The organism is bacterium (genome assembly GCA_022616075.1).
Taxonomy (GTDB): Bacteria; Acidobacteriota; HRBIN11; order JAKEFK01; family JAKEFK01; genus JAKEFK01.
The window spans coordinates 1-19,291 of sequence record JAKEFK010000402.1 but is presented as its reverse complement, the minus strand read 5'-3'; the positions used below and the strand labels follow the sequence as shown (position 1 = coordinate 19,291).

Annotated in this window: 16 protein-coding genes and 1 tRNA gene; 7 read left to right on the top strand and 10 right to left on the bottom strand. The window is 48.9% G+C overall.

From position 1 onward, the window contains the following. Positions 1-59 precede the first annotated feature (59 nt). Positions 60-569, top strand: a complete 510-nt coding sequence (locus L0156_30655) for a peroxiredoxin (GenBank protein MCI0607361.1) — start codon at positions 60-62, stop codon at positions 567-569. After that, positions 523-1,767 (top strand): DUF3808 domain-containing protein, encoded by a 1,245-nt coding sequence (locus L0156_30650; protein MCI0607360.1) that lies wholly within the window; start codon positions 523-525, stop codon positions 1,765-1,767. Before L0156_30655 ends, L0156_30650 begins: the two co-directional genes overlap by 47 nt. On the opposite strand, the gene L0156_30645 is transcribed toward L0156_30650, so the two are convergent. Next, positions 1,764-2,264, bottom strand: coding sequence for a right-handed parallel beta-helix repeat-containing protein (locus L0156_30645; GenBank protein ID MCI0607359.1), 501 nt, complete (start codon positions 2,262-2,264; stop codon positions 1,764-1,766). The two genes, L0156_30650 and L0156_30645, sit on opposite strands and share 4 nt — an antisense overlap. A gap of 262 nt (positions 2,265-2,526) precedes the next feature. Here L0156_30645 and L0156_30640 point away from each other — a divergent pair, with 262 nt between their 5' ends. Then, positions 2,527-2,961, top strand: coding sequence for a CBS domain-containing protein (locus tag L0156_30640; protein MCI0607358.1), 435 nt, complete (start codon positions 2,527-2,529; stop codon positions 2,959-2,961). Between the two features lie 305 nt (positions 2,962-3,266). Next, complete coding sequence (locus L0156_30635) at positions 3,267-3,581, top strand: hypothetical protein (GenBank protein ID MCI0607357.1); 315 nt, start codon at positions 3,267-3,269, stop codon at positions 3,579-3,581. A gap of 92 nt (positions 3,582-3,673) precedes the next feature. Here the strand turns inward: L0156_30635 and L0156_30630 are convergent, their stop codons facing one another. The 8 genes from L0156_30630 to L0156_30595 form a co-directional block, all read right to left on the bottom strand. Then, the gene (locus L0156_30630; protein MCI0607356.1) at positions 3,674-4,534 is read right to left on the bottom strand and encodes an RNA polymerase sigma factor RpoD/SigA; all 861 of its coding nucleotides are present in this window, start codon (positions 4,532-4,534) and stop codon (positions 3,674-3,676) included. A gap of 10 nt (positions 4,535-4,544) precedes the next feature. Next, positions 4,545-6,062, bottom strand: coding sequence for an efflux transporter outer membrane subunit (locus tag L0156_30625; protein MCI0607355.1), 1,518 nt, complete (start codon positions 6,060-6,062; stop codon positions 4,545-4,547). Beyond that, the gene (locus L0156_30620) at positions 6,059-9,229 is read right to left on the bottom strand and encodes an efflux RND transporter permease subunit (GenBank protein ID MCI0607354.1); all 3,171 of its coding nucleotides are present in this window, start codon (positions 9,227-9,229) and stop codon (positions 6,059-6,061) included. The genes L0156_30625 and L0156_30620 overlap by 4 nt, the downstream gene beginning before the upstream one ends. Further along, positions 9,226-10,377: an efflux RND transporter periplasmic adaptor subunit gene (locus tag L0156_30615; protein MCI0607353.1), complete on the bottom strand. Its 1,152-nt coding sequence runs from the start codon at positions 10,375-10,377 to the stop codon at positions 9,226-9,228. The genes L0156_30620 and L0156_30615 overlap by 4 nt, the downstream gene beginning before the upstream one ends. 285 nt (positions 10,378-10,662) lie before the next feature. Continuing rightward, on the bottom strand, positions 10,663-11,742 hold the full coding sequence (locus L0156_30610) for an MBL fold metallo-hydrolase (GenBank protein ID MCI0607352.1): 1,080 nt from the start codon (positions 11,740-11,742) through the stop codon (positions 10,663-10,665). A 114-nt stretch (positions 11,743-11,856) separates the two neighbouring features. Next, positions 11,857-12,300, bottom strand: coding sequence for a MarR family transcriptional regulator (locus tag L0156_30605; protein ID MCI0607351.1), 444 nt, complete (start codon positions 12,298-12,300; stop codon positions 11,857-11,859). 111 nt (positions 12,301-12,411) lie between these two features. Further along, entirely contained in the window at positions 12,412-12,609 is a 198-nt protein-coding gene (locus L0156_30600) for a hypothetical protein (protein MCI0607350.1), read from the bottom strand. Positions 12,610-12,951: 342 nt separating this feature from the next. Continuing rightward, positions 12,952-16,008 (bottom strand): histidine kinase, encoded by a 3,057-nt coding sequence (locus L0156_30595; protein ID MCI0607349.1) that lies wholly within the window; start codon positions 16,006-16,008, stop codon positions 12,952-12,954. A gap of 137 nt (positions 16,009-16,145) precedes the next feature. On the opposite strand from L0156_30595, the gene L0156_30590 reads away from it, so the two are divergent. Beyond that, entirely contained in the window at positions 16,146-16,436 is a 291-nt protein-coding gene (locus L0156_30590) for a hypothetical protein (protein ID MCI0607348.1), read from the top strand. A gap of 6 nt (positions 16,437-16,442) precedes the next feature. On the opposite strand, the gene L0156_30585 is transcribed toward L0156_30590, so the two are convergent. Beyond that, positions 16,443-17,075: a response regulator transcription factor gene (locus L0156_30585; protein ID MCI0607347.1), complete on the bottom strand. Its 633-nt coding sequence runs from the start codon at positions 17,073-17,075 to the stop codon at positions 16,443-16,445. Between the two features lie 133 nt (positions 17,076-17,208). Here L0156_30585 and L0156_30580 point away from each other — a divergent pair, with 133 nt between their 5' ends. Next, complete coding sequence (locus L0156_30580) at positions 17,209-18,969, top strand: hypothetical protein (protein MCI0607346.1); 1,761 nt, start codon at positions 17,209-17,211, stop codon at positions 18,967-18,969. A 135-nt stretch (positions 18,970-19,104) separates the two neighbouring features. Then, a tRNA-Leu gene (locus L0156_30575) sits at positions 19,105-19,186 on the top strand. Positions 19,187-19,291: the final 105 nt, after the last annotated feature.

Genomic DNA, 19,291 nt, shown 5'->3' with positions numbered 1-19,291 from the left:
CAACCCTCCCCTACCCCTCCCTTTATGAGGGAGGGGAATCAACGGATATAATATCGGGCATGCGAATACTGAGGATAGGGGCAGGCTTCTTGATCCATAAACTACGGGCATTCTTCCACCCAAAAGCCTCTCTTCTCAGAGAGAAAGAGGCTGCCCCCGACTTTGATTTATCCGATGACCAAGGCAAGCGGCACCGGTTGAAAGATTACCTGGGTAAAAAAGTTGTGCTCTGGTTCTTTCTTAGGGCCAACACACCCGGCTGAACAGTGGAAGCGACAAGATTCCGGGATGGGATCGAAGATTTCACGGCTAGAAACGCGGTTTTATTCGGGATCAGCACGGACACACCTCAGGACAACAAGCGATTTAAGGAGGAAATGAATCTGCCTTATCCTTTACTGTCGGATTTGAACCGGACCGTCTGCATGGCGTACGGCGCCTGCGCGTTTCAAAACGCGTATTATGCCAATCGCATTACCTATATAATTGATGAAGAGGGGATGATTATAAAAGTTTATCCGCATGTTGATCCCGATTCGCACGCCGCTGAAATTCTTTCTTCTCTTTAGTTTTGTTTTCCTTTTTGCACGCATCTCTGCTGCCGAGACCGCGTTACTTTCTCCCGAACTCGAGGCTCAAGGCATGCAAGGGTTCGCCGCCATTTATCAGATGGATTACCAGAAAGGAAAGGAACAATTTGAGAGGATGATCCAGTTGGATCCAAAACATCCGGCCGGATATGTCTATCTTGCATCGGCGATTTGGCTGGAGCACCTTTCGGGGTTGCGGCGTTTACAAACGCAACTTTACAATCGCGGGAATGCTTTTTTTCGTCAGAAAGAAGACAAGACGGATGTTGCTGTTGAAAAGTTGTTTTATCGCACAATCGAGAAAGGAATGGTTCGTGCTGAAATGCGTATTCGTTCCGATAAAAACGATCTTGCAGGACTGTATTATGCCGGCACGGCGCACGGAGCGATCGCCGGATATGAAAGCACGGTGAAGCGCGCTTTCCTTTCTTCTTTGATGCATGGAAAAGAAGCCGTTGCGGTGCACAAGAGCCTTTTGAAGACTCATCCGAATTTTGCAGATGCTTACATGAGCATTGGCCTGTACAACTACGTTGTGGGGAAACTTCCTCGTGCCATGAAAATTTTGCTGATTCTTGGCGGAGTGCGGGGTTCTAAGGAAGAGGGACTAAAACAGCTCGAAAAAACGTTGGATCACGGAAAACTTGCCCGGGATGAAGCGGCAATCGTTCTTGCTGTGCTCTACGATCGCGAGAAACGGCCCGAGGATTCGCTCAAACTCCTGCGAAAACTTTCGGAAAAATACCCCACGAATCCGGTCTTCCGCTTTGAATCTGCAACTATGCTGACAAAGCTTGGAAAGTTCCACGATAGCATCGCGATTCACGAGTCTCTTTTGAAAGAGGAAAAAGCGCGCGACTACATGCTCGATTTCATTCAGTTCGATTATGCCGAAATTCTATTTTCCATGGGTTCGTGGCAAAAGGCTTATGAACGGTACCAGGCGGCGCGAAGAGTCATGGAAAACACACCCATTGGATTGATCACGATAAGTCATCTTCGATCCGGGCAATGTTTGAATGCCATGGGAAAGAACTCGGACGCATCCATTGAGTATCAATATGTCCTCAAACAGCCGAATATTCAGGGTTCGCGCGATCTGGCAAATCAATATCTCAAGCGGCCGTTTCGCGCGGAGTCGCGACTTCAGTCGGCATCGGAAAAAAGCAGGCTTTAGCCTGCGCCGGCGCTCATCAGCATTCGGAAACCTTCCTCACCACTCAACTCGATTCCATTTCCTATGAAAGAATTGGAATGTGATTTATTCAACCGGAATCCCGCTCCGTTCGGACCTACTTCATTTTCAATAATGGAGCTGAATTGGACCTGGTTCAGATCGAAAGCATCACCACTGGCGCTGCCGACAATATTTTGCGATAACACGAGGTTACGCGAAGAATCAATATCGAAGCCATCCGCTACATTGAAAACAAAACATTCCGTGACGATCACTCCTGTGTGATTCTGGATCACCACTCCAGGTTCTGTACCATCACCATCGAGAACATTACCATTGCAATCAAGTGTGATATTGTTCGCCGCAATTACAACGGGTAGATCCGTCACACTGCCGCTCAAAGACGTATCTGAAGTGATCACAGTATCGGCTGTTGAAGAACCGAGCAGCACAGACAACAAGAAAACAAAATAGAAAGAGATCAGTGATTTACGCATTCCATCCTCCATTCGTCACTAACCTTATGGCAATATCTGTGCCTTTGAAGAATTGAATGCAAAGAAGCCGTTTTCTCGACGAACACACGAGTCGCGAGTCAGAAGCGATACAAGTGACCGTCTGTGAAGCGGCCATACAATATTGTGCGGATTCTGCAACGTGAACTAGGTGCTTCTTCAGTTCAGATATACCAGTTGGAAACTTTAGTAAAAGCTCATTAGAATTCAAGAGAGCTTACGTTTCGCGTTAAAGGAGGTACGTATGAGCGAACCAGTAAGACACATAATGACAAAAAATCCGACATGCTGCACACCACAAACACCATTACAGGAAGTTGCGAAAATGATGGTTCAACACGACTGCGGCTGTATCCCTGTCCTTGATGGCAGTGGCTCGGGAACACCGGTCGGTACAATAACGGACCGCGACATTACATGCAGAACACTGGCCCAGGGGAAAAATCCGCTAGAGCTGGCTGTTCAGGATTGTATGACTTCGGATTGCGTGACGATCCATGAAGACGCAGGTCTTAACGAATGCGTGGAGTTAATGGAAAAAAAGAAAATTCGCAGGATTGTGGTTGTTGATTCTTTCGGCAAATGTTGTGGAATCGTCTCACAAGCTGACATTGCCCTGACAGGAGACAAGAAAAAAACTGGTGAGGTTGTTCAAAAAGTTTCCGAACCCGCGGGTTAAAAGCTTTCGGAGTCATGCTGGGTTTGTAGTAGCCACTTTAGTCGCTATTAACCTATAGCGAATGAATTCGCTACTACCAACTTAGCCTAACGGCGCTTTCTGGATAATCACAGATTGACGCATGGCGTCTCGGGTTCCATCCTTGCGACACTGACACGCGAGTCGGCCGAAACCATTTGAAATTCGCCCCAGGTGAGGCCAAGCGGAGTGCTACTGAGATTAAACAAAGACGCGCTCGGAGATGTCTCACCTGAAGGGCAAGGTTCAACCGTGCGGATAAAGCGGAGAAGCTGCCGCCCAGGGATATGCTGGTTTTTCTTGGAATTGCACAGGTGCACCGCTGGAAGGCCGAATGGAATTTGCTGCGAGGAGTCAGTCCCGAAAAGGAAATTTTGAAGGGGCTCGAGCCTGCAAAGAAAGCTCTTTCGATGGATCCTCAAGCGGCCGAAGCTATCGCCACAGAAGCAGCTCTGCATTTGTTGCAATCAAGAAGCGAACGCGATCCTGAAAAGCGCGATGCAGCAAAGGCTCTTGCGCGCGCAAAGATTGAAAAAGCGATCCAAATCAATCGACTTCTGCCGAAGGAGTATCATTCTCTCAGTAAATCGGTTGAATTCTGAAAGTAAAGGAATTCAAAAATGTGTTGCAGTCCGCACAGAAGTCGCTCTCCATCAGTCCGGCCCCAAATGATCCGATTTTCTATTTTCTTTCCTTAGTTGATATAACTCGACATGGAGCTATCGCGAAGAGATTCACGTAGTTTTTTGAGCGCCTGTGCCTCGATCTGGCGAATCCGTTCTCTGGAAAGATTAAACTTTTCACCGATTTCTTTTAATGTCTGCGGATCATCGTCATCTAGACCAAAACGATATCTCACGACCTCTCTTTCCATTCCATTCAAAATATCAAGAGACTGATCCAAACGTTCCCTCAACAGAACAGCCATAGCATCTTCTTCCGCGGAAGAAATAGTCGTTTGCTCCATGGCCTCTCCAAGAATAAGATCTCCCGCAGGGTCGATCGGTTGATCCAGAGAGTACGTTCCCGCATCGGCTTCCAGAGACGCATTCAACTCAGCTAACGATACGCCAACCTCACGAGCAAGAGTTTCACGATCGGGCAATTCCAATTGATCCGCTTTGTTCTTGGACAAAACTTTTGCAACACGATACAAAACATTTGCCGCTTTGGGTGAAACGCGAAACGCGCGAGTCGCACGCGAAAGATAATGAAGAATCGCCTGCCGGATCCACCAGACCGCATAGGAGGTAAAACGCACTCCGCGGTCCGGATCAAACCGCCGCGCGGCCTCGATCAATCCGACGTTGCCCTCATTGACTAAATCGAGCAAAGAGAGTCCGGAAGGCCGGTACTTCTTTGCAATCTTGATTACAAAACGAAGATTAGACTCAATCAGCTTCTGCAGGGCATCCTTATCACCTGCCTGGGCGCGATAACCAAGCTCCTTCTCCTCTTCAACAGAGAGCAAAGGAATCTTTGAGATTTCTTTCAAATAAAGACGCATCGCTCTATCCAGTGATTTATCTCTCGTTGCAAAATTTGTTTTCCTCATCTTCTCTCCTTTATTTATGCAGGCTGGAAGCCTGCACTCCCTGGCGTGACGTTACATCTAGTGTGCGTTCGCCGGACTTGCCCTTCACAGGAACAGGCTGAACGGCAGATTCGATTTCCCAGCCGCCACCAAGGGCCTTATAAATTGCGACATAATCCGACGTCACGTTCCGATTGCTCTGGACAAGCGCATCTTCTGACGCGAACAAATCACGCTGAGCTTGTAAGACGCTCAGGAAGTCGGTCAGGCCTTGTTTGTACAGCTGATTCGCCAAATCGACAGCTCGCCGGTTTGCATCCACAGCACCGGACAAAGTCTGGTGGCGGTTCTGATCCTCTGAAAAAGCAACCAGAGCATCTTCCACTTCTCGCAAGCTTGTAAGGACTGTTTGCTCATAAATTACAAACGCCTGTTCTTCGCGGGCGTTTTGCACAGCGATGTTGCTGCGGATCCTGCCAAAGTTAAAGATCGGCAAACTGACTCCAGGAATAATCGACCAGAATCTGCTGCCTGAGCTTCCAAGACTGCTGAACTTCGAGCTGCCGAATCCGAGTGCGCCGGTAAGCGAGAACTTTGGAAACAAATCTGCTGTGGCTACACCGATTCGCGCTGTTGAGGCGGCAACTTGCCGTTCCGCGCGGCGAATGTCGGGCCGTCTCCTCAGAAGTTCCGATGGCAGTCCGACAGGCACATCCGAAGGTGAAGCCGGAATTGCTGTTTCCGGTGTGAGCTCTTGAATGAGCGCATTTGGTTCCTGACCCAAAAGCACGCTGAGCAAGTGGATCGACTGCCGGGCCGAAATCTCAAGCACCGGAATTTGCGATGCAGTAGTCTGGACTTGCGCTTCCGCCCGCGCCACATCCAGATCGCTGACCAGTCCGGCGTTGAACCTGACCCTGGTGAGTTCCAGAGTCTCCTGCTGAGCTTTCAAATTTGCCTGAGCAATTGTGACTTGTCGTTGCGATGTTCGGAGCTCAACGTAGTTCCGCGCAACTTCTGCGAGAAGCGTCACGAGAACGTTCCGCCTGTTCTCGATTTCAGCGGCCAGATCCGCATCTGCCGCTTCGATTTCGCGGCGGATACCACCGAAAACATCGATCTCCCAGGAAGCATCAAAACCCGCTTGATACAGATCGCCTTCTACAGCATTAGTAGACTGGGATGAGCCCTGCTGTGTGCCGATGTTTTTGCTTGCGCGACTTCTCTGGTAAGAGCCGGATACATTCACTGTTGGAAGCAGATCTGCTTTTACGACTCCACGTTGAGCACGCGCCTCGCGTAAACGCGCCTCTGCAAAGCGGAGATCCGGATTGCTGTGAACGGCGCGTTCAACAAGTGAATCCAGCGTTGGGTCCTGCAATGTGGTCCACCACTTTGCGAACTCACCTGGATGAGCCGGTGATTTGGAATTTGCGAAATTTTCAGGAACCTTCGTCTTTACAGATTTATAATTTGGACCGACCGTGCATCCTACTAGAATCAAAGCGAGGAGGCCCGCGCCACAAATATTCAGTATTCTTCTGTTCATACCGGTTCCTTTTCCAGTTCGAGTTCGCCGATTTCATCAGGAGCAGTTGGTTTCGCGTGACCTGACCGGAAGAAAGAGAAACGATCCAACACCTTCTCTTGAAAATCTTCGAGATAGAGATAAATCGCAGGAGTAATGTAGAGGGTGATGAACTGCGATACGATCAGTCCGCCCACAATGACTAGCCCGAGGGGCTGTCGCGAAGCTCCATCAGCGCCGTAACCTAACGCGATGGGAACTGCTCCTATGATTGCTGCAAGAGTTGTCATGATGATCGGCCGAAAGCGGTCGATACTCGCATCATGGATCGCTTGATCGGCTGCCTGACCGCCCGCCACACGATGGCGCGCGAAATCAACGATCATGATTCCGTTCTTTTTGACAATGCCCATCAGCATGAACATGCCAACATACGCGTAGAGAGTGGCCTGCTCTCCAAAGAGAACGAGTGTTAATAAGCCTCCCACCAGCGCAACAGGCAAACTGGATAGAACTGTGATCGGGTGCAGATAGCTTTCATAAAGAATCGCCAGAATCACGTACATGACGAAAACCGCAAGGATCATCAGGATCGTGAGGTTTCGCACGGTGTCCTGGAAAGTCAGCGCTTCACCCTGCAAACTTGCTCTCACTCCGGGCGGCACGGTTTCCGCTACGGCTTTGTTGATGAATTCAGTTGCTTCGCCAAGCGCAACTCCCGGTTTGAGATTAAAAAACATTGTCACGCTTGTGAACTGGTTCAGGTGATTTACCGATTGCGGACCCAGCGAACTCTTCCAGGTAACAAGCGTGTTGAGCGGGACCTGATTCTGTCCGTCATCTGATTTGATATAAAGAAGTGATAGATCTTCCGCATGGGAGCGCGCGGAATCTTTGACTTCCAGAATGACTTGATATTGATCGTCCGGTTTCTTTATCAAGTAGAGATAATTCTGGGAGTACGCATTCCGGAGCAATTCAAGAATTCGCGCTTCCGATACCCCGTACATTTTGGCCTGGTCCCGTCTGATGTCGATGTCGAGATTCGGCGTGTTGTGAAAATAGTCAGAGGAAAGCGTGAGGAATCCAGGATACGAGCCGAGTTTTCCCATGAGTTTGTTTGCGACATCGTAAACCTGATCCGTGTTCACGCCGGATACGGAAAAAGCGTACTGGCCCTGATTCTGATTCACAGCGCCCGTGCTGATCTCCAGAACCGGGAAGGGTCGAAGAAATGCAAACACACCCGGAATGCCGCTCATTTTTCCCATCATCTCAGCAGCCGCAACTTGAATCGGCGCGCGCTGATCCGGTGGTTTGAGAAAAGTGAACGTGATCCCTTGATTCGATGCAAGGAAGCCGGTCGCTCCGGTCATTGTGAAGTCCATTAATACATTCGGATCGTTGTGTAAAACCTGATCGACTTTGTCCTGGATTTCCTGCATCTGTTTGGGTGAGGATCCTTCTCGTCCCATGAAAACGCCGAATACAACGTTGCTGTCACCCACCGGTAGAAATGCTTTTGGTACGAGCATGAAAAGCCAGATGGTGCCGGCAAGACAAACAACCCAGATAAGGGCAGAAACCCAGCGCTGGCGAAGGAAGAACCAGAGCGTTCTGCTGTAAACCGCTAACCATCGCTTTTCCAATCCGCCGATGACCCGTTCCATCCAGGTTTGTTTGAAACCGTGACCGCGCTGCTTGAGTAATCTTGCGCACATGAGCGGAGTTAGAGTCAGCGAAACAAGACCTGAGGCAAAAATTGCAATCACGATGGTGACTGCAAACTCCCGAAAAATTCGGCCGACCAGTCCCGACATGAATACGAGCGGGAAGAACACGGCCGCGAGCGAGATCGTCATCGCCACAATCGTGAAGCTGATTTCGCGCGCGCTGTTCAGCGTTGCCTGCATGACGCCTTCGCCACGCTCCATTCGACGCACAGTGTTTTCCAGAAAGACGATTGCATCATCCACAAGAAATCCAATTGCCAGTGTCAGAGCCATCAGTGAGAGATTGTCCAGGCTGTAATCCAGCAACCTCATTGCAATAAAAGTGATCAGCAAGGAAAGCGGAAGCGCCACAGCAGGAATCAAAGTATCCGTAGCGCGGCCAAGGAACAGAAAAATGACAATCACAACGAGAACGAATGCGATTAACAGAGTTTCTTCAACGTCACTGACCGAATTTACAATCGTGCGCGATCGGTCATAAATCGGCGTGATTCGAACGGAACCGGGAAGTTCGGCACCGATCATTGGGAGCATTTCCTTCACGCTATTCGCAACTTCAACAGCGTTTGAACCGGCCTGCCTGAAAACTGCGATGACAACTGTCGCTGAAGGCACAGGATAACCGCGCACCCAGAATCGCATGTTGACCCGCTCATCCTGGACCGAGTCTTCCACTGTCGCTACATCGCGCAAATAGACCGGCGCGCCATTTTTATTGCTGATAATCAAGTCGCGATAGGCGTTCGCTTCTTCCAATTGCCCTTTGGGACGGAGCAAAGCGGTGCCTGTACTGCCATCAAACTGCCCGGCGCCCGTGTAGCTTGTGCTGTTTCGAATGGCATTGGAGAGATCATCAATCGAAATACCGCGGGCCCACATTGCCGATGGATCCGCTTTAATGCGAATCGCCGACTTTGTGCCGAAAACATTTACCTGGCTCACGCCACTCACGATGCTGATTCGTTGGCCAACCTGCGTGCTTGCGTAATCATAAAGCTGACCGGAAGTGACAGAATCGCTGGTGAGCGCTATATAAAGGATGGGCTGATCATTCGGATTCGACTTTGAGAACGTTGGCGGAGAGGGCAAATCTACCGGAAGATTTCCGCTAGCCTGTGAAATCGCCGTTTGCACATCGGTCGCGGCCGCATCAATGCTTTTATCCAGCTTGAACTGAAGCGTCATGCTCACGCTTCCCTGAGTGCTTCGCGATGTCACCATCTCCAATCCGTTGATTTGCATGAACTGCCGTTCCAGCGGCGTTGCAATATTATTTGCAACGGTGTCCGGACTCGCGCCCGGATAAAATGCCTGCACTTCGATGACCGGATAATCCACCGCCGGCAGATCGTTTACCGGTAACCGCAGGAAGCTTAGTATTCCGAAAAGTATTATGGATGCGGTCAAAACGACCGTCATTACAGGTCTGCGGATAAAAGGTTCTGAGAAGTTCATGACTCGGCTCCTGACTTGCGAACCTCCGCCATTGGAGCCGGCGACTGATCGATTCGCACTTTTCCGCCTGGGGTGACTCCCAGTTGTCCGCTGACGACCACGCGCTCTCCTGATTGGAGGCCTTCTGCGATCACCACCTGGTCATCCTGTCTTTGACCAAGCGTGACGGGGCGAAGTTCTGCGGTTGAATCCTGTTTTATGACGTAAACGAAAGTGCCCTTGGCGGACATTTGCGGCGCAGTTGCCGGAATGACGACTGCGTCCTGCTTCGTGCTCAGTATGAGCCTGACATTCACGAATCGTCCCGGCCAGAAACGATGATCAGTGTTGGGAATCGTTGCACGCAGTTTCACTGTCCCGGTTCCGTTCTGCACGGCATTGTCAAGAAAAGTAAGCGAGCCTTCCCTTGCGTTTTCTGTTGATTCCGGTAAGCGTGCTTCAACCTTCAACGTTCCGCTCTTCATGTTGTTCTGTACGGCGCTAAGGTCGTTTTCCGGAATCGTGAAATCAGCGTAGATCGGATCCATTCGCTGAATCGTCAGCAGCGGTTGTTCCTCATTTGCATCCACGATATTTCCAAGATCCACCAGCCGCTGCCCCGCGCGTCCTTCAATGGGGGAACGGATGAAACAGTAATCGAGGTTGATGCGCGCTGTCTCCAGCTGCGCGCGGCTATGTTTGAGCTGAGCTTCCGCTACTTGAACCGCATTCTTTCTTGTGTCGTAGTCCTGCTGCGAAATGGCTTTCGTTTCGATCAGATTCGCCACGCGCTCGAATTCAATTTTCGCGAATTCCAGAGCGGCCTCCTTTTCAGCAATCATTGCCTCGGCGACATGCACTTCCGCCTGATACGGTCGGGGATCAATCGTGAAAAGCGGCGCTCCCCGTCTTACATAAGCGCCATCCACAAAATGGATTTGTGTGATCCGCCCGGAAACCTGAGGCTGAATTGACACCATTTCGCGCGCAACGCTGGTTCCCACAGCATCGAGATAAACCGGCACATCCTTCGATACCGCTTCATCAACAGTTACAGGGGCTGGCGGCCGTTCGAACGATTGAGCCTGCTTATCGCCGCAACCCAGCAGATCAACCGCCAGGGCAAGAGCCGCAAGAGGGATTAAAATCCGATAAAATTTCGATGTCATTGCCATTACTCCTTCGAGTCTCCAAAAACTCGTTCCGCTAATAATTCCCCTCCTTATGAAGGAGGGGTCAGGGGAGGTTGGAAATCCGAACCAACCCCCTCTTAGTCTCCCCCTTCATAAGGGGGAGAAAATCTGCTCGTTCCACACATATAAGTCGAAGGGGACAGCCCAAAATCGACAGAATGTATAACTATTTTGCTTTTCATATATTTCACTCGTGAAATATTTCTGTTACCGAAGTATTAACAAATAAAAAAAGCCCCGCAATCTGTGGAGCTCAAAATCCTATGCTACTGTTACTATTCCTTCAGTTTCGACCTTTCTTGCTATCTCGTAAGACGATCCTTCCTTTAAGATCAGAAACTCATCCTGCCCAATGTCATAGCGTCTCATCGACTGCTTTAGATCATTCACGGGTTCGTTCTGGCCATCATCACCCAGCGGAAAAGTTCCATAATGCATGGCGATGCTGATTTCCGACTTCAAATCTAAATGGACATTCACTGCTTCTTCCGGTGAAATGTGAACCGGCGACATGAACCACAGGGGCTTATAAGCTCCGATCGGAAGTAACGCCGCTCGCAAAGGAGCATAACGTTTTCCGATTTCTTGAAAAATGTTCTGGTCATATCCCGTATCTCCGGCGAAATAAAGATTGCCGGTCTTCGTTTTCAAGATGTATCCGCCCCACAGTGTCGCGTTCCGGTCGAAAAGCCCACGCCCTGAAAAATGTTGAGCCGGAACTATCGCCAGTGTGACATTACTATTCAATGGCATTTCATCCCACCAGTCTGCTTCACTCGCACTCGGAATGCCCTTCTCCTCTAAAAATGCATTTATACCTAGCGGGGCAATTATTACCGGCTCAAATTCTTGAAATAATTTCTTTAAAGTCGGAAGATCGAGATGGTCATAATGATTGTGACTTAATAGAACTGTATCAATTTCAGGGAGATCTTCGAAACGAATGCCCGGTTGCCGCACGCGTTTCGGCCCTGCCCAGGAAAATGGACTCGAACGCTCGGACCAGATCGGATCCGTAAGAATATTCAACCCATCTGCCTGTATTAAGAAGGTCGAGTGATTGACAAATGTGATCCGGATTCCTTCGTGCACCCGCGCCGCTGGCTTTTCTCCAACCGGCGCATTCGCTGTATTGCTCCATTCTCCTTGCTCGCGTTGCAGCATCCATTTTCCAAAGCCTTTTTGCTCTTTCCCTCTCATGTTGAAAAATCTCTTTCCGTTAAAATGATCTGATTTTGCGCCGGAATAGCGTGGAGTTGAAAGTGAATACCCGACAACCAGCGAAACAGCCACAAACAGGAAGAGAGCACTAAAAATAAAAGTGATCATTGCCTTAAACACCGTTGATCCTCATCTCATTAACTACGACGTCGATATATTTTAGTTCCAGAATATTTTGTGTTTCGAAGTATTTGTACATAGAAAAAGCTCCGCCTTGTAGCGGAGCAAGAAGATTTATGCGACGGTTGCTTTTCTTTCCCTCTGGATCCTGTCAGCGATCTTTCGGAATAAGCTGACCAAGAGTTCCTGTTCGTCTTTATTCAGCGCGCCAAGCATACCTCGAACCATTCCCAGACGAACCTCTAGAGCCTGACCGTAATTCTCTCGTCCGGTGGCTGTTAATTCAACGCGCACAATACGGCGATCTTCCTCCGAACGTTCCCTTTTTACAAGCCCTTTCGCCACCAGGGCGTCAATGAGCCCGGTAGCGGTGCTCAAAGAAAGACGCGCGTGATCGGCAAGCTCACTCATGATCATCGATCCGTATCTGCCAAGAGTTTCAATCAACGTGATCTCCGGTTTCCTGCACAAATCCATTCCCGGATGTTGCTGCGTGAATACGTAACGGTGGACGATCGATTCAAGATGGTCCATCATCTCCTTTTCTTTTTTCCCCATGGGCGCCATATACTTATTCTCCAATATTTCGGAATCCGAACAATTGGATATTAGAACTATTTGAGCGCCCTGTCAAGTACGGACCGCAGGCGAAGGCTTCCAGCCTGCTTTTTACGCCGCTGCTGCGCTTTTGCCCAGTCTCAACGCGACGGTTCTCGCATCTTCTTCAGAAATACCGAGATCCTGCAATCCGAGTCGAACCAGATCAAGCTCTTCCCTCTCGCAACACCGGGAAGGAACTTTCATGAACAGGAGATTGCACCCTTTCTCCATGCAGGTGGTTAGATTTTTGTTCCCAAGCTGTAGCATTTGCGGTCTCGAAAAATCATCCCAGAAGATCGTACTTCCGCAACGCGTACAGTACGTAATTCTGTTTATCCAATCGTTTGTTGGATTTCTGTTAACCATTTGCGATATTCAAAGGCTTCTTTCCTTTGCCTCCTATATATATGTTACGTTCTGATATGAAAATTAGTTTCTTATGGGAACTGACCGCTGAGGGTCGGCGCGGATCGACTTTGAGAATAACAATTAACTGGAGGAAGCAATGAAATCAATTCTTTTCGCTTTGGTCTTTTTTTGGGCATTCGATTGCTTGAGGCGGAGGATTGCGACAGCATTCCAAATATCGGAACGGACGCAGGAAAATAATCAGTAAATCTTATCAACTGTAAAAAGCACTTCCGTGCCGTGGCCGGGACGTGAATGAATCTGAATCCTGCCTCCGCATTGCGCCGCCCGTTCCTGCATACTGTTGAAGCCATAGTGTTGCCAATCGACCTGTGATTGCGAATCGACATCGAAACCTCGACCATCATCGATTATTTTAACTTGCACAACAGGAGACTCCAGCAAAGCATGAACCTCAATGCAATGAGCGCCAGAATGTTTAATCGCATTATTGACAGCTTCCCGAGTAATTTTCAAAATCTGTTCCAACACAACAGGAGAAATCCCGGAGGTGGAGCCTTTGACCGAAAGATCCGTTTGAATCGGCAACCCGGCGGTTAATTGTTGCAACAGCTGTTGCATGGAATTCCCGAAATTAGAATCCGGCGGTTCTGGTCGGAGATTCTGCAGAAAACGACGGGCCTCACTTTGACTGTCTCGCGCGATGTTTCGAGCAATATCTACATGCTTCTTTGCGATTTCCGGATCCATCGGAATGGTCTCGGATACCGTCTTTAAATGCAGGGAAATCGCGGTGAGGTCTTGCGCCACGGTATCATGAAAGTCGCGCGAGATCCTTCCACGTTCTTCCAGAACGGCAAATAGTTTTGATCGAATATGCCGGATGCGCAAACGATGTATCGCAATGAACAGAGCCACAGCGGACATAAAGCAAAGAAAATAGAACCAGATAGTTTCATAAAAATGTGGCTGCAAATAGAAGGAAATAGAAGCCCCACTTATGTTCCACAATCCGTCGTTATTGCTTGCCGTTACACGAAAAGTGTATTGACCGGGCGGGATGTTTGTGTAATAAGCCGTCCGTCTGGTTCCTGCCTCTATCCATGCGTTGTCAAAACCTTCTAAAATATAGCGGAACTTGTTCTTTTCTGGTGCTACCAGGCTTAGCGCGGTGTAGTGGAATTCAAACTTATCCTTGCCTGAAGGGATCGATAGATTTTGATTGATTCGAGTTGATACCGAATCGACAATCAATTGCTCAATGATAACCGTTGGAGGGGTTTTGTTGAACTGAATTGTTTCCGGTTGGATCATGACCAGACCCCCTGTGGTGGAGAACCACAATTTGCCGTCGCGGGTTTTGATTGCGGAGGGAAAAACCGACGCCATCGATTCCGTGCTGCGCATCCCTTCCGCCTTTGCATACAGGGTAGAATGAATATCTTCGAAGCTGCCCTTGAACCGGCTTTCGAATTCCTTTTTCGGGGCCGAGAAAATTCCCTTGTTGCAGCTCATCCAGAAGTTTCCACGGATATCCTCCAGGACCTGAAAAACAGTATCGTCAAACAGTCCTTCTTTGACTGTGAAAGCAGTAAAACGCCCTTCCTTCAAAACATTGACACCTCCACCAATGGTTCCCATCCACAAAGATCCTTGAGCATCTTCATAGATTCCCCGCAAAACGGGATTCGACAGTGCGTGTTGTAACGTAAATTTGCCATTCTGAAAGAGATGGAGCCCGCCATCGGTTCCGATCCAAAGCTTTTTGGTGCGATCTTCATGGATGAAACGCACGACCGGGTTCGCCAGAGCATCGGTATATGTGGTGATTCTGTCATCCTTAAAAGAAGCGATGCCCGCCCCTGTGCCAATCCAAATGTTTCCGGTACTATCTTGTGTTACAGCACGAATCACATCACCCGGAAGACCATTCTGTACTGTAAAGGTCTGAACTCGCGATTGAGTCAAGCGAATCAGGCCACTGTCTGTGCCGATCCACAAATTGTTTTGCCTATCTTTATATATGCAATGATGACTCTTCTGCTTTAGTTCCTTCACCCAGGCATATGCCGGCTGAAAAACTCCATTTCTTGAAACAGTCAAACCTCCACGGTTACTGCCAATCCACAGATTACCTTGCTGATCTTCAAAAAGTGCGCCGACAGCATCGCTGGGAAGTCCTTCGGCTGTTGTGTAGGTGATCACCTTACCGTCTTTAAGCCTGTAGAGGCCAAGACCGGTTCCGATCCAAAGGTTCCCTTCGCGATCCTCCATCATCGAATGAATTGCATTTCGGGAAAGGATGTGATCCGAAGGCAAAGCACTCAATCCTCGTTCATTGAAGCGGTGAAGGCCACCGTTTGTAGCAACCCAAATATTTCCCTGTCGATCCACATGCAGGAGATCAGCAGCCGGTCCTGAAAGACCGTTGGCTTCCGTGTAAGTCTTGATCTTACCGTTGGAAAAACTGTTCAATCCGCTTTTGGTCGTGATCCAAATTTTCCCCTGAGGATCTTCAGAGATCCATTCTACGAAATTATTAGTAAGTCCATTTTCCGTCGAATACGTGTGAAAGGATCCATTGGAAAGAATGGCTACACCGCCGCCGTCGGTTCCAATCCAGATTCTTCCGGCTCTGTCTTCCAACAAGGCCACGACTGTGTTGTGCGGGAGGCCGTCCTTTGTTGTATAAATTTTGATTCTGCCTTGCGTCAACCGGCATAAGCCTCGATCGGTGCCGAACCACAAATGATCGTTTCGGTCCAAAATGATGTCGTCCACCGTAGAATGGGGCAACCCTGCTTTCATAGTGTAGGAGGTGAACCTGCCGTTGCGGAAGAGGTTTAATCCGCCATCTCTTGTACCGATCCAAATATTTTTATGACGGTCCTCATAGAGTGCGATGATGATGTTGTCCGATAATCCGTCTTCTGCGCCGAAGTGCTGAAATATTCCGTCCTTATAACGTGTTACTCCTCCGCCAAAAGTACCGATCCAGAGGCTTCCGTCGCTTGCAGCAAGCAGTTCCCAGATCAGATTATGCTTGATCTGTAGAGTATTTCGCTTCTCAAAAATCGTAAAACGTATTCCGTCAAATCTGGCGAGACCTTCGAGTGTTCCAATCCAAAGGTAACCATCCTTAGTTTGGACAATCCTGGTTATATGATTTTGCGGCAGCCCATCCTCCTGATGCCAGCTTTCAACGATGTATTGAGTGATGGATCTGTGCGGGTCCAGCGCCAGCGCGCAGTTGCTCAAAAGTAATCCAAGACATAGGGCGGAGAACACGCGGGACATCAACCCTATTTTACAAAAAATGGAGAAAAGCCGACTTTTTATCCTCCTATCCATTCTATCCGTTTACACCAATATATCTATTTCGAAACAGATCTTTCGTTCGATGTCCGGTTGTTTTCCAGAAGGTATTTTTACAGATGAGAGGAACACCAGTGGAAATGAAGAAAGAAGTCATTCGGCGCAAAGCAGTTCGAATTACGAAAAAAGTAGATCTGGAGATGATTGCCAGATTATACAAAACAACTACCGAGGCTCTGTTGAAAGCAAATCCTCACCTCCAGAATGGAAGCAAAGAGAGCGATGTCATTTTCGTTACATTGGGTCCGGAAGAGCCGCCGCAAGAAAAGGAGGCCACCCTGGATACCGGCGTATGGCCGAAGGTAGCGGTCAGAGAGATTCACTCATCAACGAATGAAGAAAACGAATGACATGATTCATTCCAGATAAACGATGCCTCGTTGCAGTGCCATTGTTGCTGCTTCCGTTCGATCCGATACACCCAGCTTGCCCAGAATACTGTTTACGTGAACCTTCACGGTACTTTCGCTGATGTCGAGGACCGAGGCAATCTCTTTGTTCGTTTTACCTTTAACAATCAATTCAAGAATTTCATGTTCACGGTGGGTGAGCTCGGAGTGATAGATTCTTTCTGCCAGTTTTTCGGACACAGCAGCCGGGATGTATTTTCTGCCCAATTGAACCTGTCTGATAGCCTGTAACACCTCTTCACTGAGCATCTCCTTCAAAATGTAGCCTCGCGCTCCGGCCTGCAGTGCGCGGTAGATGTCTTCATCTCCGCTGTAATTGGAAAAAACAATGATTTTCGCATGGGGAAAATCGCGGCAGATACCGTTCGCAGCCTCCGTTCCGGTCATTCCTTTCATGCGCAAATCCATCAGCGTCACATCGGGTCTATGTTTTCGAAACATTTCAATGGCCTCTGTCCCACTGGAGGCTTCCGCAATCACTTTCATATCAGGTTGTCTGTCGACTATAGACCTTAACCCCAGGCGTACCACCTGATGGTCGTCTACTATCATGACCTGAATGCGGAAGCTTCTGTCCATAAGCGTTATTCTATTAAATTCCTGTTATGAAAACATAGATCAAAAGATCTATGCGGCGATAAAACTTTTTAGCGATCCTCAAAATGATAAAGACGATTATCTTCCAATTGATTATTTGGATTGGAGGTGTTTCATGCGCAATCTGGGAAACGTAACAGGTCCCGCGGTGCCGCAAACAATTCCGCAAGAGCAAGCTTACACGCAGGCGATTGAGAAAAACCTATCGTTACGGCTTAGCGCTAACGATAAAGAGGGGCTTCAGACACGGCGCGAGAATTTGAGACACGCTTTTGAATTGCTATCGCCACGGGAGGCAAGGGAGCTTTTGGCACGATTGGAAACAAACAAAGGGAATGATCCGCTTTCGCGATTATTCCATGACAAACTTTCAGGGGCTTCGCAAAAAGAATTGTTGGGAATTCTCCGAACGAGAACTGATTCTGTTAGATCACAAAACGTCACGGCGGTGATTTCCAATCAAGCCTCTCCTAATGCGGGTGCTGCCTCAAAAGCTGCCGAGGTAAAACTGGAAGGGCAAGCTCGTATGGCTCAGTTTTCCAGTGATGCGCCTCCACAAACGAAAGCTGTTGCTCCTCAAAACCGCTACGAATTCATCAAAAAGAACGTCTTGCTTGACGCGGTTGGATTTCCCGGACAAGACAGATTCAGCAAAATTCATATCGTGTTAGAAGGATTATCTCCGCAAGAGTACCGTGCGACCCTGGATAAAATGCAGAAGGACGGTCTGTTAAACAAGTTCATAGGTTCCCTGAGCAGCGCTGAGCGCGACCAGTTTCTCGCTCAGGCTTCTCGCAAAGGCTACATTCAACCAGGTGTGCAGCGGGAGGTCAACGCCGGCCCATTAAATCCACCTTCTTCTCCCGCTCTTTATAAGAATGATCCCAGCTTACCCGCTGCAGTTCGGGGCGCCATACACGGTCACACAATGGATTCGTTGAAAAAATACGATCGTCAATACAACGATTATATCGATCGCTATACGAAGGCTGTGAAGGATGCGCCGACCATCGCGGATGTTCGCGCGATGGGACCGCCGGCTAAGAAGATACAAGTCAGCGAACTGGATACAGGTGTAGGCGCAGGGCATCCTGACTATCACAAGTTCAATAAGGATTGGAATTCCAGATTAGGCGACCGAAGCAATCGCGCATATGAAGCCATCGCTCATCGAATTCAAGATGAGACAGGCATTCAACGACCGGGGACAACGTGGCTCAAAGGAACTCTAACGGTCGAAAAAGAAAGTAAAGGTGGTAAGAAAGAATCCCTGGAAGCCAGCGCAAAAGTGACGGATTACGGGAAAGTAACCACTGAAGGAAAAGGCTCTGTATCCGCGGGACCGGTCACTGTTGAAGCCGGCAAGGATGAGAAAGGTGAACTCAAAACGAAAGTCAAAGTGAAAGCGGGGCCAATAACCGCGGAAGGGGGTGATAAAGATGCAAAAGTCGGTGTCAGCGCCCAAACAAAAGATGGCAAATCAGGAATCAAAATGGATTCCGAAGGCGGTGAAATCAAGATAAAAGAAAAAGAGATTAAAGTAGATGATGACGGGGTGAAAGTTTCAGTTCCTGTGGGTTCCAATACGTCGGCCGGCGCTTCCGCTGATCCCAAAAAAGGCACAATGTCCGGCTCAGTGAAAGGTGGGGTGAAAATAGGGGGTGCAAAAGTCGAGGTTGAGCTTGAAGTCGGCTTGAAGACGGGAAATAAAGAGCAAGTTGAACGCGCTTTGAGTCCTGATAATCCTGGATTTTTCGGGCGACCTCCCGAATTGGAGCAAGGTAAAGGCTGGAAAGAGTTATCAAAGGAACGCAGAGAACTCTTTGAGTCTCTCGGCTGGACAGAAAAGGAGTGGGAGAGCAAGAGAAAGAAGTGATGTGAGCGCTTTTTTGTTACATCGAATGCACCCGTTTTGAATCTTGAACTTTGAACCTCGACCTTGTATATTAACTTTGCTTGGCAGCAGCCCGACGCGCAAACGCATCGACGCGTCCACGCGAAGACGACTTTCGCCGAAGTGGTGGAATTGGTAGACACACCATCTTGAGGGGGTGGCGCCGCGAGGCATGGGAGTTCGAGTCTCCCCTTCGGCATTTCTTCGCACTCCCAGGCGTAAGTGATTAGTAGGGCTGGGTTTCTTTTTCTCACCTGCGCCATTTGTGCCAAATTTGTGCCATCCGCTTTCACTTCTAAACGCG

Excerpts from the sequence above, each read along its gene's own strand:
- L0156_30595 (MCI0607349.1), bottom strand. The coding sequence starts at position 16,008 with ATGTCCCGCGTGTTCTCCGCCCTATGTCTTGGATTACTTTTGAGCAAC.
- L0156_30640 (MCI0607358.1), top strand. The coding sequence starts at position 2,527 with ATGAGCGAACCAGTAAGACACATAATGACAAAAAATCCGACATGCTGC.
- L0156_30600 (MCI0607350.1), bottom strand. The coding sequence starts at position 12,609 with ATGCTACAGCTTGGGAACAAAAATCTAACCACCTGCATGGAGAAAGGG.
- L0156_30580 (MCI0607346.1), top strand. The coding sequence starts at position 17,209 with ATGCGCAATCTGGGAAACGTAACAGGTCCCGCGGTGCCGCAAACAATT.
- L0156_30645 (MCI0607359.1), bottom strand. The coding sequence starts at position 2,264 with ATGCGTAAATCACTGATCTCTTTCTATTTTGTTTTCTTGTTGTCTGTG.
- L0156_30630 (MCI0607356.1), bottom strand. The coding sequence starts at position 4,534 with ATGAGGAAAACAAATTTTGCAACGAGAGATAAATCACTGGATAGAGCG.
- L0156_30590 (MCI0607348.1), top strand. The coding sequence starts at position 16,146 with ATGAGAGGAACACCAGTGGAAATGAAGAAAGAAGTCATTCGGCGCAAA.
- L0156_30635 (MCI0607357.1), top strand. The coding sequence starts at position 3,267 with ATGCTGGTTTTTCTTGGAATTGCACAGGTGCACCGCTGGAAGGCCGAA.
- L0156_30615 (MCI0607353.1), bottom strand. The coding sequence starts at position 10,377 with ATGACATCGAAATTTTATCGGATTTTAATCCCTCTTGCGGCTCTTGCC.
- L0156_30620 (MCI0607354.1), bottom strand. The coding sequence starts at position 9,229 with ATGAACTTCTCAGAACCTTTTATCCGCAGACCTGTAATGACGGTCGTT.
- L0156_30605 (MCI0607351.1), bottom strand. The coding sequence starts at position 12,300 with ATGGGGAAAAAAGAAAAGGAGATGATGGACCATCTTGAATCGATCGTC.
- L0156_30625 (MCI0607355.1), bottom strand. The coding sequence starts at position 6,062 with ATGAACAGAAGAATACTGAATATTTGTGGCGCGGGCCTCCTCGCTTTG.
- L0156_30650 (MCI0607360.1), top strand. The coding sequence starts at position 523 with ATGTTGATCCCGATTCGCACGCCGCTGAAATTCTTTCTTCTCTTTAGT.
- L0156_30585 (MCI0607347.1), bottom strand. The coding sequence starts at position 17,075 with ATGGACAGAAGCTTCCGCATTCAGGTCATGATAGTAGACGACCATCAG.